The organism is Streptomyces sp. NPDC048514 (genome assembly GCF_043199955.1).
Lineage (GTDB): Bacteria > Actinomycetota > Actinomycetes > Streptomycetales > Streptomycetaceae > Streptomyces.
Genome location: NZ_JBICWT010000008.1, coordinates 161,602 through 176,001 on the forward strand (window position 1 = coordinate 161,602; position 14,400 = coordinate 176,001).

A 14,400-nucleotide genomic window follows, 5' to 3' on the forward strand; every position below is an offset into this window, starting at 1 on the left:
TGGTCGGCAAGCTCGGCACCAAGGGCACGGCGCACCCGCGGATCGCGGCCGGCAAGGTGCACTCGCCGACGGTCACCGTGAAGGTGAACCGAGCCCCCGTATCAGCAGGTCCACCACGGCCGTGAATTCCGCGTCGATGCCCGGGGCGGTCCACTCCCGGGCGTAACAGGGGTCGTGGAAACGGCCGGTGGCCTGGAAGACGGCCCGGGCCGCGGCGGCCGGGTCGGGCGCGAGGAAGGTGCCCGACCCGGTCCCGTCCTCGATGATCCGGGTCAGCTGTGCGGTCAGATCGGCGAGGTGCTCCCCGACGACCGTGCCGTTCTCGTCGGTCAGCACCGTGTACGTGGCGAACAGTTCGGGGTCGTCGCCCGCCTTGTGCCGCTTGGCCTCGAACAGGACCGTCAGCCAGGCCCGCAGCCGCTCCTCGGGGGCGCCGTCGGCGCCGGCGATCCCGGCGAGCCGCTGTGACGTGCGGTCCAGCCAGCGCTTGGTGACCGCCTCCCGCAGCGCCGCCTTGGTCCGGAAGTGCCGGTAGACGCTGCCGTGGCTGACACCGAGCGCGCGGGCCACGTCGACCACGGTGGCCTTGGCCGGGCCGTGGCGGCGCAGCACCTCCTCGGTCGCCTCGAGGATGCGCTCGGCGGTCAGGGTCTCGCTGGTCGGTGCCATGCCCTAGACCGTACCGGGCGGCGGGTTCAGCGCTCGCTGTCGAGCATGGCCATCTGGGCGGGGGCGTACCGCTCGCCGGCGGCGGCGTCCGCCGGTACGGCGGCCTCGATGGCGTCGAGGTCGGCCGCGTCCAGGGTCACGTCCAGGGCGCCCAGGGCCTCGCCGAGCCGTTCGCGGGTGCGCGCGCCGACGAGCGGCACGATGTCCTCGCCCCGGGAGAGCACCCAGGCGATGGCGATCTGGGCGACCGTGGCGCCCTTCTGCTCGGCGATCTTGCGCAGGGACTCGACGAGGGTGAGGTTGTGCTGGAGGTTCTCGCCCTGGAAGCGGGGCGAGTGGGCGCGGAAGTCGTGCGCGGCGAACTCCCGGCCGGCCGTGAGGTGGCCGGAGATCAGGCCGCGGGAGAGGACGCCGTAGGCGGTGACGGCGATGCCCAGCTCGCGCAGGGTGGGCAGGATCTCCCGCTCGGGACCGCGGGAGATGAGGGCGTACTCGATCTGGAGGTCGGCGATCGGGGCGGTGGCGGCGGCCCGGCGGATGGTGTCCGGGCCGACCTCGCTGAGGCCGATGTGCCGGACGTACCCCTTCTCGACCAGTTCCGCGATCGCGCCGACGGTCTCCTCGATCGGCACGTCCGGGTCGAGCCGGGCGGGGCGGTAGACGTCGATGTGGTCGACGCCGAGGCGCTGGAGGGTGTACGAGGCGAAGTTCTTCACGGCGGCCGGGCGCCCGTCGAAGCCGGCCCAGTCGCCGGCCGGGTCGCGCAGGGCACCGAACTTCACGCTGAGCAGCGCGTTCTCGCGCAGGGCGGCCGGGGCGGTGCGCAGTGCCTCGCCGACCAGCAGTTCGTTGTGGCCCATGCCGTAGAAGTCGCCGGTGTCCAGGAGGGTCACGCCGGCCTCCAGGGCGGCGTGCAGGGTGGCGATCGACTCGGCGCGGTCGGTCTCGCCGTACATGCCGGACATGCCCATGCAGCCCAGGCCGAGGGAGAAGACCCGGGGGCCGGTGGTTCCGAGGTTTCGGGTTCGCGTCGTCATGCCTCCACCCTGCCATGACAAGTGACAGATTTCAATATCTGTCATTCCATCTTCGTCAGCGATGCGCCCGGCGATCTCCGCCGAATGGTCCAGACCTATTGACGAGAGGTCTGGACCAGAGCACTGTCATGTCTACGACACCTCACCGATCCCCACCGGGAGGCCCGATGCTCCGCCGCACCCTGCGCCTGCTCACCGCCGCCCTCACCACGGCCGTCCTCGCCCCGCTCGCGATAGCCACCGCGCCCAGCGCCTCCGCCGCCGACACCTGTGCGGTGAAGTCGCGCCCGGCAGGCAAGGTGCTCCAGGGCTACTGGGAGAACTGGGACGGTTCCGCCAACGGCGTCCACCCGCCCTTCGGCTGGACGCCGATCACCGACTCCCGCATCCCCGCGCACGGCTACAACGTGATCAACGCCGCCTTCCCGGTGATCCGTTCGGACGGCACGGCCCTGTGGGAGGACGGCATGGACGCCGGCGTGAAGGTGGCCACGCCCGCGGAGATGTGCCAGGCCAAGGCGTCCGGCCAGACGATCCTGCTGTCCATCGGCGGCGCCGCGGCCGGCATCGACCTGTCGTCCCCGGCCGTCGCCGACCGCTTCGTGGCGACCATCGTCCCGATCCTGAAGAAGTACAACTTCGACGGCATCGACATCGACATCGAGACGGGCCTGACGGGCAGCGGGAGCATCACCCGGCTCTCCGCGTCCCAGGCCAACCTGATCCGCATCATCGACGGGATCCTCGCCAAGATGCCGGCCGGCTTCGGCCTGACGATGGCCCCGGAGACCGCGTACGTCACCGGCGGCAGCATCACCTACGGCTCCATCTGGGGCGCGTACCTGCCGATCGTCAAGAAGTACGCGGACAACGGCCGCCTGTGGTGGCTGAACATGCAGTACTACAACGGGAGCATGTACGGCTGCTCCGGCGACTCCTACTCGGCGGGCACGGTGCAGGGCTTCACCGCCCAGACCGACTGCCTGAACAGGGGTCTGGTGGTGCAGGGCACGACGATCAAGGTGCCCTACGACAAGCAGGTCCCGGGGCTGCCCGCCCAGTCGGGCGCGGGCGGCGGCTACATGTCACCGTCCCTCGTCTCCCAGGCCTGGAAGCACTACGGCACCTCGCTCAAGGGCCTGATGACCTGGTCGATCAACTGGGACGGCGCGAAGAACTGGACGTTCGGCGACAACGTCAGGGCCCTGCAGGGCCGTTGAACGGGCCGCGGACACACGAATGCCGGACGGGCTGAACTCGTCGGCCCGTCCGGCATCCGGCGGTACGGCTAGGCGCCGATCAGACGCTGGGCCAGGTAGCCCTCGATCTGGTCGAGGGACACCCGCTCCTGCTTCATCGAGTCGCGCTCGCGAACGGTGACGGCGTTGTCCTCGAGCGTGTCGAAGTCGACGGTCACGCAGTACGGCGTACCGATCTCGTCCTGGCGGCGGTAGCGGCGGCCGATGGCGCCGGCGTCGTCGAACTCGATGTTCCAGTTCTGCCGCAGCGCCTGGGCGAGGCCCTTGGCCTTCGGGGACAGCTCCGGGTTGCGGGACAGCGGGAGGACCGCCACCTTCACCGGGGCCAGGCGGTGGTCGAGGCGCAGCACCGTGCGCTTCTCCATCTTGCCCTTGGCGTTGGGCGCCTCGTCCTCGATGTAGGCGTCGAGCAGGAACGCCAGCATCGCGCGGCCGACACCGGCCGCGGGCTCGATGACGTACGGCGTCCAGCGCTCGCCGGCCTCCTGGTCGAAGTAGGAGAGGTCCTGGCCGGAGGCCTTGGAGTGGGCGCCCAGGTCGTAGTCGGTGCGGTTGGCGACGCCCTCCAGCTCACCCCACTCGCTGCCGCCGAACTGGAAGCGGTACTCGATGTCGGCGGTGCGCTTGGAGTAGTGGGAGAGCTTCTCCTTCGGGTGCTCGTACCACCGCATGTTCTCCGTGCGCAGGCCCAGGCCGGTGTACCAGTTCCAGCGCTGCTCCATCCAGTACTCCTGCCACTTCTCGTCCTCGCCCGGCTTGACGAAGAACTCCATCTCCATCTGCTCGAACTCGCGGGTGCGGAAGATGAAGTTGCCGGGCGTGATCTCGTTGCGGAAGGACTTGCCCATCTGCGCGATGCCGAAGGGCGGCTTGCGGCGCGAGGTGGTCTGCACCTGGGCGAAGTTGGTGAAGATGCCCTGCGCGGTCTCGGGGCGCAGGTAGGCGACGGAACCGGAGTCCTGGGTCGGGCCGAGGTGCGTCGACAGCAGACCGGAGAACTGCTTGGGCTCGGTGAACTGGCCCTTGTTGCCGCAGTTCGGGCAGTTGATGTCGGCCAGGCCGTTCGCCGGGGCGTGGCCCTTCTTCTCCTCGTAGGCCTCTTCCAGGTGGTCGGCGCGGAACCGCTTGTGGCACGAGGTGCACTCGGTCAGCGGGTCCGTGAAGGTGGCGACGTGACCGGAGGCGACCCAGACCTCGGAGGCCAGGATGACGGACGAGTCGATACCGACGACGTCCTCGCGCGACGTCACCATGTAGCGCCACCACTGGCGCTTGATGTTCTCCTTGAGCTCGACACCCAGCGGTCCGTAGTCCCAGGCGGCACGCTGTCCGCCGTAGATCTCACTGCACGGGAAAACGAAGCCACGGCGCTTGCTCAGGCTGACGATGGTGTCGATCTTGTCGGCGGCCACGGTGCTCTCTTCATTACGACGACGGGCGTTGAAGCGAGATGCTTCCAGCGAATGATTCAGGTTACCGGCGCGGGATCCCCCACGACCAAATCGGCCCCCTGGTTACAGCGTCTCACGAGGGCTTGTTGACAACGGTTTCCATATTTGTTGAAAATGACTGTCATGAACGTACGACGACGCCTCATACCCGCCGCCGCGGTCACCGCGGTCGCCGCTCTCGGGATCGGCACCCTCTCCGCCTGCTCCGGCGGCGCGGCGGCCGCCGGGACCGGCAAGTTCGACGTCGTCGCGTCGTTCTACCCGATGACGTACCTCGCCGAGCAGATCGGCGGCGAGCACGTGCACGTCACCACGCTCACCTCGCCCGGCCAGGAGCCGCACGACCTGGAGATCAGCCCCCGGCAGATCGCCACGCTCGAGGAGTCGGACGCGGTTCTGTACCTGAAGAACCTGCAGCCCGCCGTCGACGACGCGGTGGACCAGTCCTCGCTCGGGACGAAGATCGACGCCGCCTCCCTCACGACGCTGGAGGTGCACGGCGACGAGGTCGGCGGCCACGCGGCCGCGCACGACGACGACCACGGGCACCGGGGGCCCGCGGGCAAGGACCCGCACGTCTGGCTCGACCCCGTGCGCTACGCCCAGGTCGCCGAGGGCGTCGGCAAGGCCTTCGAGAAGGGCGACCCCGGGCACGCGGCCGACTACCGGAAGAACACCGCCGATCTGGTCGGGCGGCTGCACGGCCTGGACCAGCGGTTCCGGGACGGCCTCGCGCACACCCGGAGCAAGGTCTTCGTCACCACGCACGCCGCCTTCGGCTACCTCGCCGAGCGCTACGGCCTCACCGAGGAGGCCATCAACGGCCTCGACCCCGAGTCGGAGCCCAGCGCCGCGCGCGTGAAGGACCTGGAGCACATGGCGCAGGCCGACGGTGTCACCACCGTCTTCTACGAGACGCTCGTCAGCGACAGGACCGCGAAGACCGTCGCGAACGACTCGGGCCTGAGGACGGACGTCCTCGACCCGATCGAGGGCATCACCGGCAAGTCCCGCGGCAAGGACTACTTCGCGGTCCAGCGGGCCAACCTCGAGGCGCTCCAGCGGGCCCTGGGCGCCAAGTGAACGGCACGGAGGACAGGATCATGGGCGAACCCGTCATAGCGATGCGCGGGGTGCGGGCCGAACTCGGCTCCCGCCCCGTCCTGCGCGGCATCGACCTCACCGTGCGCGGCGGCGAGGTGGTCGCGCTGCTCGGTGCGAACGGCTCCGGCAAGTCGACGGCCGTGCGCAGCGTCATCGGCCAGGTGCCGGTGAGCGAGGGCACCATCGAGCTGTTCGGCACCCCGCGCCGCGGCTTCAGGGACTGGGCGCGCGTGGGCTACGTACCGCAGCGCACCACGACCGCGGGCGGGGTGCCCACCACGGTGAGCGAGATCGTCGCCTCGGGCCGGCTGGCCCGTACCCGCTTCGGCCTCTTCCGCAGGGCGGACCGCGAGGCGGTCCACCGCGCCCTGGAGCTGGTCGGCATGGCGGACCGCGCCAAGGACTCGGTGACGGCGCTCTCCGGCGGCCAGCACCAGCGGGTGCTGATCGCCCGCGCGCTGGTCTGCGAACCCGAACTGCTGATCATGGACGAGCCGATGGCGGGCGTCGACCTGGCCAGTCAGGAGGTGCTCGCCCGCACTCTCCGCGAACAGGTCGCGACCGGTACGACCGTCCTGCTCGTGCTGCACGAACTGGGCCCGCTGGAGCCCCTCATCGACCGGGCGGTCGTCCTGCGCGACGGCTGCGTGGTGCACGACGGCCCGCCCCCGCGGGCGGTCGGCCAGCACTCCCTGCCCGGCCACGACCACGTGCACCCGCACGCACCCGCGGGCGCCGAACCGATCCGCACGGGACTGCTGAGCTGATGGAATTCCTGAACTACGCCTTCATGCAGCGGGCGTTGCTGGCCGCCGTGCTGGTCGGCGTCACCGCACCCGCGGTGGGCATCTACCTGGTCCAGCGCCGCCAGGCCCTGATGGGCGACGGCATCGGGCACGTGGCGATGACCGGCGTCGGCCTCGGATTCCTGCTCTCCACCTCACCGGTGTGGATGGCGACCGCCGTCTCCGCGCTCGGCGCGGTCCTGATGGAGCTGATCCGCTGGTACGGCAGGACCCGCGGCGACATCGCCCTCGCCATGCTCTTCTACGGCGGTATGGCCGGCGGGGTGATGCTGATCAACCTCGCGGGCGGCTCCAACGCCAACCTGATGTCGTACCTGTTCGGCTCCCTGTCGACGGTCTCCGAGTCCGACGTGACCGCGATCTGCGTGCTCGCCGCGTTCGTGCTGCTGGTCACGCTGGGCCTGCGCCGCCAGCTGTTCGCGGTCAGCCAGGACGAGGAGTTCGCGCGGGTCACGGGCCTGCCGGTGCGCGCGCTGAACCTGCTGACGGCGGTCACCGCCGCGGTGACCGTGACGGTCGCCATGCGGGTGGTCGGCCTGCTGCTGGTGTCCGCGCTGATGGTGGTGCCGGTGGCGGCCGCGCAGCAGCTCAGCCGCAGCTTCACCGCCACGTTCGCGATCGCCGTGGCGATCGGCGTGACCGTGACCGTCAGCGGCACGGTCACCTCGTACTACCAGTACGTTCCGCCCGGCGCCACGATCGTCCTGCTGGCCATCGCCGCGTTCGTCGCGCTGACGGCCCTGGCGACTCCGCTGGCCCGCCGACGCGCCCGCGCGGCCGCGGCGGGGCGGTTGCCCGGGGACCCGGCGGAGTGCTTGATTCCGGCCACCAGGGGGGCCGGGGACGAGGCCGGCGTCTGACCGCGCACGGTCCGGGCTGGCACAATGGCCCGGGCAGACGCCAGACGTGAGGAGGCAACCGGTGACGACCGCTGGACCGCCCGTGAAGGGCCGCGCGACACGCCAGCGTGCCGCCGTGGCGGCGGCCCTGGACGAGGTCGACGAGTTCCGCAGCGCGCAGGACCTGCACGACATGCTCAAGCACAAGGGCGACTCGGTCGGGCTCACCACCGTCTACCGCACCTTGCAGTCCCTCGCCGAGGCCGGCGAGGTCGACGTCCTGCGCACCTCCGACGGCGAGTCCGTCTACCGCCGCTGCTCCTCCGGCGAGCACCACCACCACCTGGTCTGCCGCACCTGCGGCAAGGCGGTCGAGGTGGAGGGCCCCGCGGTGGAGAAGTGGGCCGAGGCGATCGCCGCGGAACACGGGTACGTCAACGTGGCCCACACCGTGGAGATCTTCGGTACGTGCGCGGACTGCGCGGCCGGCTGAGCGCCCCGGTTGGTGCGGGGCCCTCATCGGCTCCGGGAGCGTCGTGCCATCGGACGCGTGGCTTCGGGGGCGAGGCTTTCCTGACTTCGGGGGCGGGGTTTTTTGTGGCTTCGGGGGCGGGATCGTCGTGGCTGGTCGCGCAGTTCCCCGCGCCCCTGGGGAGCCGCAGCGCCCTCGGCTTTCGGGCACCGCGGCTGGTCTGCGCCTTCGGGGACCGCGGCTCGCTCGCCCTGCTCGGTCACGGCCCCTTGCCGGTGCCGCGACGGTGAGCCGTGATCGTAGCCGCAGCCCGCGGCGGTCTCAGGTGCGGTCGAAGCAGCGCTCCAGTTCGTTCAGGTCGTAGAAGGTGCTGCCCTGCGCGACCGGGTGGCAGCCGGGTTTGAACGCCGTCTCCTTCTCGTTGTAGAGCATCCGGACCAGATAGCGGTCGCCCTTCTGGAAGACGTCCCACTGGATGTTGGCGCCCAGCGGGGCGACGGACGCGCCGCGCCACGGGTTGCCGGCGTAGGTGTACGGCCTGTCCGGCGTCACCGGCTTCGTGCTGCCGGGCAGGCCCATCAGCGCGGCCAGCGGGATGACCTCCTCGGCGTGGGTGAAGCGCAGTTCGGCCCCGAGGCCGGTGGTGCCGGCGCGCTTGGCCTCGGCCTGCCGGAAGAAGTCGTCGAGCAGCACGCCCGCCATCTCGTAGGTGATGTCGCTGCCGGCGAAGCCGGGGCCCTTCTCGTAGAAGTCCTCGGTGTCGGAGAGGTAGCCGAACCAGGCCGCGTCCTCGCGGGAGATGTACCGCTCCATGCCCCAGCCCCTGCCGCCCGGGCTCTCCTCGGTCATCGCGGGGGCGATGGCGTACAGGTTGTAGACCGCCTGGGCGGCGCCCACCTGGTCGGTGATCCCCGCGACGAAGGAGTCCTGGAAGAGGCCCCCCAGTACGCCGCGGGCGGCCTCGCGGGTCCTCGGCCGGCCGGTGATGCCGGTCAGGGTGTCCTTGAGCCGCTGGTCGTTGTCGACGTAGTCGCGGTAGGCGGCGCCGCCCGCCGCCTTGTGGAAGTACAGCAGGTCCTTGTCGGTGCGGGTCGGACCGATCAGCGGCTTCAGTGCCGGGTCGGCCGCGGCGAGGGCGCCGGCGTACTCGTCCGCGCTGTCCACGGCCCGCCTCTGCCCGGAGCTGACGACGTCGATCTTCTCGCCCGTGCCCGCGATCTTCGCGAAGAGGGACGGCAGCCGGTGCCGCGTGCGGACGGCCGTGTCCCGCATCTCCTGCTTGCCGCGCCCGCTGAGGTTGCCGTAGCCGACCTTCGCCATGGCCGCCTGGAGGGCGCGGACCTCGGGCCCGAACCGCCGCCCCTTGCGGGTCAGTTGCCCCTGGGCCTCGGCCTCGTCCCACAGCGCGAGGATCAGGTCGGCGTCCTCGCCGTCGGTCGCGGCGCGGGAGCCGTGCCGGGAGGCGCTCTCGGTGAAGACGGGTGCGAAGCCGGCCGGGGGCCGCTGGTAGCCGTGAGGGTTCTGCCGGGGCGCGTACGGCGACTTCGTGCCGTAGCTCACGCGGTGCGCGGGGCCGCTCTGCGCCGCGTGCGCGGGCAGCGCGGCGCACAGCAGGGCGCCGAGGGCGCCAAGGGCGAGGCCAGGGGTGAGACGTCTCATGAGTCCCGCATCCTCGACGGCCCGCGTGAACCGCCGATGGCTACGGGGTGGAATCCCCCCTCATGGCGGCCTCCATGGCGATCAGTTCCTCGTTCGGGACGGCGCCGCCGAACCGCCGGTCGCGGGAGGCGAACTCGACGCAGGCCCGCCACAGGTCACGCCGGTCGAAGTCGGGCCACAGCACGTCCTGGAAGACCATCTCGGCGTACGCGCTCTGCCAGAGCAGGTAGTTGGAGGTGCGCTGCTCACCGCTCGGGCGCAGGAAGAGGTCGACGTCCGGCATGTCCGGGTAGTACAGGTACTTCGCGAGGGTCTTCTCGTTGACCTTCGACGGATCGAGGCGGCCCGCCTTCACGTCCTCGGCCAGCGCCTGGGCGGCGTCCGCGATCTCGGCCCGGCCGCCGTAGTTCATGCAGAAGTACAGGGTGAGCAGGTCGTTGTCCTTGGTCTGCTCCTGGGCGACCTGCAGCTCCTTGGCGACGGACTTCCACAGCCTGGGCATGCGGCCCACCCAGCGCACCCGGATGCCGAGCGCGTCGAGCTGGTCGCGGGTCTTGCGGATGAAGTCGCGGTTGAAGTTCATCAGGAAGCGGACCTCGTCGGGCGAGCGCTTCCAGTTCTCGGTGGAGAAGGCGTACAGGGAGATGTTGCGCACACCGGCCTCGATCGAGCCCTGGAGCACGTCCAGTACGCGCTCGGCGCCGACCTTGTGCCCCTCGGTGCGCGGCAGCCCGCGCTCCTTGGCCCACCGGCCGTTGCCGTCCATGACGATCGCCACGTGGTTCGGGACCAGCTCGCCGGGGAGTCTCGGCGCACGGGCACCCGACGGGTGGGGCTCCGGTGCCTGGTACTCGCGCTGCCGGCGCCCGAGGATCCCGCGTACCACCATGTGCTTCTCGTCTCCCTGTGCGGTCTATGGGTTCGCTACGTCTTCTCGACGTACCGGAGCGAGCGCAGTCCGCGCTCCAGATGCCAGTGCAGGTAGGCGGACACCAGCCCGCCGCCCTCCCGGACATATCGCGCCTCGCACGCGTCCGCCGTCTCCCAGTCTCCCGTAAGCAGGGCGCCGAGCAGCACCAGGGTCTGCGGGGACGGTACGACACTGCCGGGGACCCGGCAGTCGGCGCAGACCGAGCCGCCGGAGGCGACGGAGAAGAACCGGTTCGGGCCGGGCATGCCGCATTTCGCGCAGTCGCCGAAGCTGGGCGCGTAGCCGTTGACGGCGAGGGAGCGCAGCAGGAAGGCGTCGAGCACGAGGTGCGGCGCGTGCTCGCCCCGGGCCAGCGTCCGCAGGGCCCCCACCAGCAGCAGATACTGCTGTACGGCCGGCTCGCCCTCGTGGTCGGTGAACCGCTCGGCGGTCTCCAGCATGGCGGTGCCGGCGGTGTAGCGGGTGTAGTCGGTGACGATCCCGCCACCGTACGCGGCGATGGTCTCGCTCTGCGTGCACAGCGGCAGCCCGCGCCCGACCAGCTCGCTGCCCCGGGCGAAGAACTGCACGTCCACGTGGGAGAAGGGCTCCAGCCGGGCCCCGAACTTCGACTTGGTCCGCCGCACCCCGCGCGCCACGGCCCGCACCCGTCCGTGCCCGCGCGTGAGCAGCGTGATGATCCGGTCCGCCTCACCCAGCTTCTGGGTGCGCAGCACGATGCCGTCGTCGCGGAACAGGCTCATGCCACCATTCTCGCCCATGGCCGGAGGGGCCAGGGCGCGGGCGGCCCGCTCAGGGCAGCTCGCCGCGACCGCGCGCCCGGCCGTCCGCCGTCTGTGCGCTGTGCTGTTCGGTGGGGGTGGCGTCGCGTACGGCGGTCGGTTCGGCGTCCCATTCGCGGCCTCCGCCGTACGGCCTCAGCTGGACGTAGGGGCCTTCGTGCCCCATGACGATCCCGACCCGGCCGGTGTGGGTGTCCATGACATGGCTGCCGATGGGTGGCTTCACCGCGCCGCCTCCGTCACGGTTGCCGCGCGCCGCCGCCCGGTCTCGTCCAACGTCTCCTCCGCCTCTTCGGCACACCATGCGAGTGTGCGGTCCGTCACACCCTCAGCGTGCTCCCCTTTCCGGCCGGGTTTCACGCTTCGCACATCTCTCGTGACGCTCCGCCGCTACACTCGGCGGCGGTCTGTGCCCGATAAGTGCCCGTAGCCTCAAGGGTGTTGGCCGAGACCTGTGACGTCCGGCGCCTGCCGGGAACGGCGAGAGCAGCGCGGCGATTCCCGGGAGCGGCATCCCCCGGGAGCTGCTAGAGCGGTGGGGAAGTCCCGGTGAGGACCTCGCAGTTCGTGGACGGTTTCCTCATCGGCCAGGCCAGCGCGTCGAAGCGGACGTCCCTGGACGCGGGGTCGAGGCTGACGACGGCGACCGCCTTGTTGTAGGGGCTGCCGTTGTTGTCGAGGCAGATCATGCCCGTCGAGCCGGCGACCCCGTTCACGGAGTAGAGGTTCGCCCCCTGCCGGGCCACGGCCGCGAGTGACGGCACCGCGTCGCTCCCGGTGCGGTACGCCTTCTTGATCTCCTGCACCGCCGTGTACACCGAGTCGTGGGAGGTCATCGCCCGCGAGTCGGTCCACCGGACGGCGCCGCCCATGTCCTCGCCCAGCTCGGAGTTCAGTCGCTCGAGCCGCGTCATCTCCTGCCCGGCAGGGGCGTAGAAGGCACGCGCGGCGCCCGTCAGCCCACGGTCGCGCCAGGCGTCGGGATGCCCCGGGGCCGCGTACTGGACGACGACCTTCAGCCGGTTCCGGCTGTCCCGTGCGTCGAGGTCCTGCCAGTCCTTGCCGTCCAGTTGGAGGGCGACCGTGGAGGCCCCCGAGCCGGTGATGACCTTGTAGTTCTGCCGGGCACAGGGCGACTGGGCCATGGCACTGAGGAAGATCCGCAGGTGGAGCGGGCGGCCGGCGAAGTAGATGTTCCGCGCGCCCGTGTCGCACACGGCGGGCAGCATCTGCGCGAACTGGTCGGCGGTGTCGCCGGGCTCCTCGGGGCCCGGCGAGGTGAACACCCGGTTCTTGGTGGGGATCGTCACCGCCTTGCGGAAGGCGGCGGCGAGCGAGGCGTTGTAGGTGTCGCCGGGACGGCCGTCCACGACCAGGACGGAGTCGCCCGCCGAGGTGGCGCGGCCGTACCGGACCAGGGCGGTGGCCTGCTCCGTGTTGGTGGGGACGATGCGGACCATCCCCGGATAGCGCTCCCGCTCCTTCTCGCCCGGCTCGTTGCTCAGGTCGTCGGCGGTGAGGGGACCGCCGACGACGGGGATGCCCTGCCCCGCGGTCAGGCTGTGCAGGGCGAGTCCGGTGCTGTCGACGCTGAGGTTGAACCCGGTGACCGCGCGCAGGTGCTCCCCCGGGTCGCGGGACATGGCGACGAGCGTGTCGGTGACCGGCCTCCAGTGGGCGTAGTCCCGGCCGGGATTGGCGAGGACGAGCCGGATCGCGGGCCGGAGGGCACCCCACTTGCGACTGTGGTTGGCCTCGTACTGGGCGAGGTAGGCGCCCTTCACCTCGTTGGCCACCTGCCTCTTCTCGGGCTCGGTGGCGGGAGTCATCGGCAGCATGAGCGCCACCGTCGCGTACAGACCCGTCCGCTCGGCCCTGTCGTTCTCCTTCTCGATCCCGCGGGAGACCTTGGCCAGGCCGGGCAGGAAGGCGTCCGCCGAGGCGCCGTCGCTGACGCCGATGCACTGGCCGTCCTCGGCGGCCAGCTTCGGCCGCAGGGACACGCCCTGTCCGCAGTCGAGGCCGCCGGCGACGGTGGGGCCCATCACCAGCCCGGCGGCCAGCAGGCCGAGAACGGCCGCGCCGGACAGGGCGGTGGCCACCGGCCCGCCGCCGGACAGGTCCAGCTGCCGGCCGGCCGCCTCGGCCTCCTCGGAGCCGGGCAGCTCGAACACGGTCCGGCCCGACCGCGCGCCGCTCACCACCGCCTCGACGACGGCGACCTCCTCGCCCGGTCCGGCGCCGGTGTGGGCCACCACCACGGGGCAGCTCCTGCGGGGCACGGGCTCGCCCACCTGGCCGTGCCGCAGATGCCGCAGCAGCGCACCGCTCGCGGTACCCGGCTCGGCGTGCGGCATCAGCAGCAGCGGCAGCCGGGACCGGTTCAGCCGGCGCCCCAGGTGGTAGTAGGCGTCGATGTCCGCCAGGAACGCGTCCGTCAGCCACTGGTCCCAGGTCTCCCGCGGCTCGTCCCGCACCCGGCACAGGGCCAGGTACATCATCTGCGGTCCGGGAGCGGCCAGCTTCCTCTGCAACCAGGTGCGCGCGGGCCGGTGCACCCACAGATGCCGCACGAGCCACTCGACCAGGGGCACCAGCGTCAGGCCGGCGAGCACCGCCCCGGTGGTGTACAGGGCCGCCGCGCCCTTCAGGTCCTCCTGCAGCGCGTGACCCCGCAGCCGGTTGAGTTCGTTGAGCAGGCCGCCCCGCTCGTCGTAGGCCGCGCGCTCGCACCCGTGCTGCAGCTCCTGGACCCGCACGGCACCGCAGCCGCCCTCGGGGTCGCACCAGGCCCGGTACGCCCGCTCCATCATCCGGAAGCGGCGGAAACGGATCGGGCGCCGGCGCCGGCACATGCCCCGGATGCCGTACCAGTCGGCCACTTTGCCCAGCAGCTCGGCCACGGAGAGGGCGCGGAAGCCCTCGCCCCGGAACTCCCCGGGGTGGTTGACGGGCAGCCGGCCCCCGTTCTCGGCCAGGGCGAGCATCAGCGCCAGGGCGTCCCCGGCGGCGCCGCCGCGCAGTTCCACCACCACCGGCTCCGGCGCCCGGCCCCGCACACGGCGGCGCCCCCACCACCGCCCGGCCCCGGCCAGCTCCGTCACCGCCTCGGCGAGAACCCCCGCCGCACCCGACCAGACCCGCCTCATGACCGCCCGCTTCCCCCGCTGCACGCACTTCCCACGACGTGCCCGGGAACCTACAGCCACACGCCCCCCGTCAAACCGCAATTCACCTAAAAATCACGGTAGTTGCCGACACCCGCGAACCGTCATTGGGCCGACCTGTGGCGGCTACGCCATTCGTGTGCGCCGTCTTGACCGCCTCCGGGGGCCCTCTTATGGTCGCGCTACCGACCGGACGTAGGACGTAGGACGTCGTATCTCCCACC

General features: G+C 71.3%; 13 protein-coding genes. 5 read left to right on the forward strand and 8 right to left on the reverse strand.

Annotated elements, in window-relative coordinates; translation table 11 throughout:
• Positions 1-72 precede the first annotated feature (72 nt).
• Both ACGFT2_RS19275 and ACGFT2_RS19280 read right to left on the reverse strand, forming a co-directional pair.
• On the reverse strand, positions 73-669 hold the full coding sequence (locus ACGFT2_RS19275) for a TetR/AcrR family transcriptional regulator (RefSeq protein ID WP_393279458.1): 597 nt from the start codon (positions 667-669) through the stop codon (positions 73-75).
• A 26-nt stretch (positions 670-695) separates the two neighbouring features.
• On the reverse strand, positions 696-1,706 hold the full coding sequence (locus ACGFT2_RS19280) for an aldo/keto reductase (RefSeq protein ID WP_393279460.1): 1,011 nt from the start codon (positions 1,704-1,706) through the stop codon (positions 696-698).
• Between the two features lie 167 nt (positions 1,707-1,873).
• Between ACGFT2_RS19280 and ACGFT2_RS19285 the strand changes: the two genes are divergently transcribed.
• Positions 1,874-2,926 carry a chitinase gene (locus ACGFT2_RS19285; protein WP_393279462.1) on the forward strand — a complete coding sequence of 351 codons (1,053 nt, stop codon included), beginning with the start codon at positions 1,874-1,876 and terminating at the stop codon, positions 2,924-2,926.
• 68 nt (positions 2,927-2,994) lie between these two features.
• On the opposite strand, the gene ACGFT2_RS19290 is transcribed toward ACGFT2_RS19285, so the two are convergent.
• A complete protein-coding gene (locus tag ACGFT2_RS19290; RefSeq protein ID WP_393279464.1) occupies positions 2,995-4,377 on the reverse strand; it encodes a glycine--tRNA ligase in 1,383 nt (460 codons plus the stop codon).
• 162 nt (positions 4,378-4,539) lie between these two features.
• Between ACGFT2_RS19290 and ACGFT2_RS19295 the strand changes: the two genes are divergently transcribed.
• From ACGFT2_RS19295 to ACGFT2_RS19310, 4 genes are all read left to right on the forward strand, one after another.
• Complete coding sequence (locus ACGFT2_RS19295; RefSeq protein ID WP_393279466.1) at positions 4,540-5,499, forward strand: metal ABC transporter substrate-binding protein; 960 nt, start codon at positions 4,540-4,542, stop codon at positions 5,497-5,499.
• A gap of 20 nt (positions 5,500-5,519) precedes the next feature.
• A complete protein-coding gene (locus tag ACGFT2_RS19300) occupies positions 5,520-6,287 on the forward strand; it encodes a metal ABC transporter ATP-binding protein (protein ID WP_393279468.1) in 768 nt (255 codons plus the stop codon).
• The gene (locus tag ACGFT2_RS19305) at positions 6,287-7,186 is read left to right on the forward strand and encodes a metal ABC transporter permease (protein ID WP_393279470.1); all 900 of its coding nucleotides are present in this window, start codon (positions 6,287-6,289) and stop codon (positions 7,184-7,186) included. The genes ACGFT2_RS19300 and ACGFT2_RS19305 overlap by 1 nt, the downstream gene beginning before the upstream one ends.
• 61 nt (positions 7,187-7,247) lie before the next feature.
• A complete protein-coding gene (locus ACGFT2_RS19310) occupies positions 7,248-7,658 on the forward strand; it encodes a Fur family transcriptional regulator (RefSeq protein WP_393279472.1) in 411 nt (136 codons plus the stop codon).
• Positions 7,659-7,958: 300 nt separating this feature from the next.
• Here the strand turns inward: ACGFT2_RS19310 and ACGFT2_RS19315 are convergent, their stop codons facing one another.
• The 5 genes from ACGFT2_RS19315 to ACGFT2_RS19335 form a co-directional block, all read right to left on the reverse strand.
• Positions 7,959-9,296 carry a histidine-type phosphatase gene (locus tag ACGFT2_RS19315; protein ID WP_393279474.1) on the reverse strand — a complete coding sequence of 446 codons (1,338 nt, stop codon included), beginning with the start codon at positions 9,294-9,296 and terminating at the stop codon, positions 7,959-7,961.
• Positions 9,297-9,336: 40 nt separating this feature from the next.
• Positions 9,337-10,185, reverse strand: a complete 849-nt coding sequence (locus ACGFT2_RS19320; RefSeq protein ID WP_393279477.1) for an isoprenyl transferase — start codon at positions 10,183-10,185, stop codon at positions 9,337-9,339.
• Between the two features lie 35 nt (positions 10,186-10,220).
• Positions 10,221-10,970 carry a DNA repair protein RecO gene (gene recO, locus ACGFT2_RS19325; protein ID WP_393279479.1) on the reverse strand — a complete coding sequence of 250 codons (750 nt, stop codon included), beginning with the start codon at positions 10,968-10,970 and terminating at the stop codon, positions 10,221-10,223.
• Between the two features lie 49 nt (positions 10,971-11,019).
• A complete protein-coding gene (locus ACGFT2_RS19330) occupies positions 11,020-11,235 on the reverse strand; it encodes a hypothetical protein (RefSeq protein WP_393279481.1) in 216 nt (71 codons plus the stop codon).
• A 301-nt stretch (positions 11,236-11,536) separates the two neighbouring features.
• Positions 11,537-14,158: a hypothetical protein gene (locus tag ACGFT2_RS19335; RefSeq protein WP_393279484.1), complete on the reverse strand. Its 2,622-nt coding sequence runs from the start codon at positions 14,156-14,158 to the stop codon at positions 11,537-11,539.
• Between the last annotated feature and the right edge of the window lie 242 nt (positions 14,159-14,400).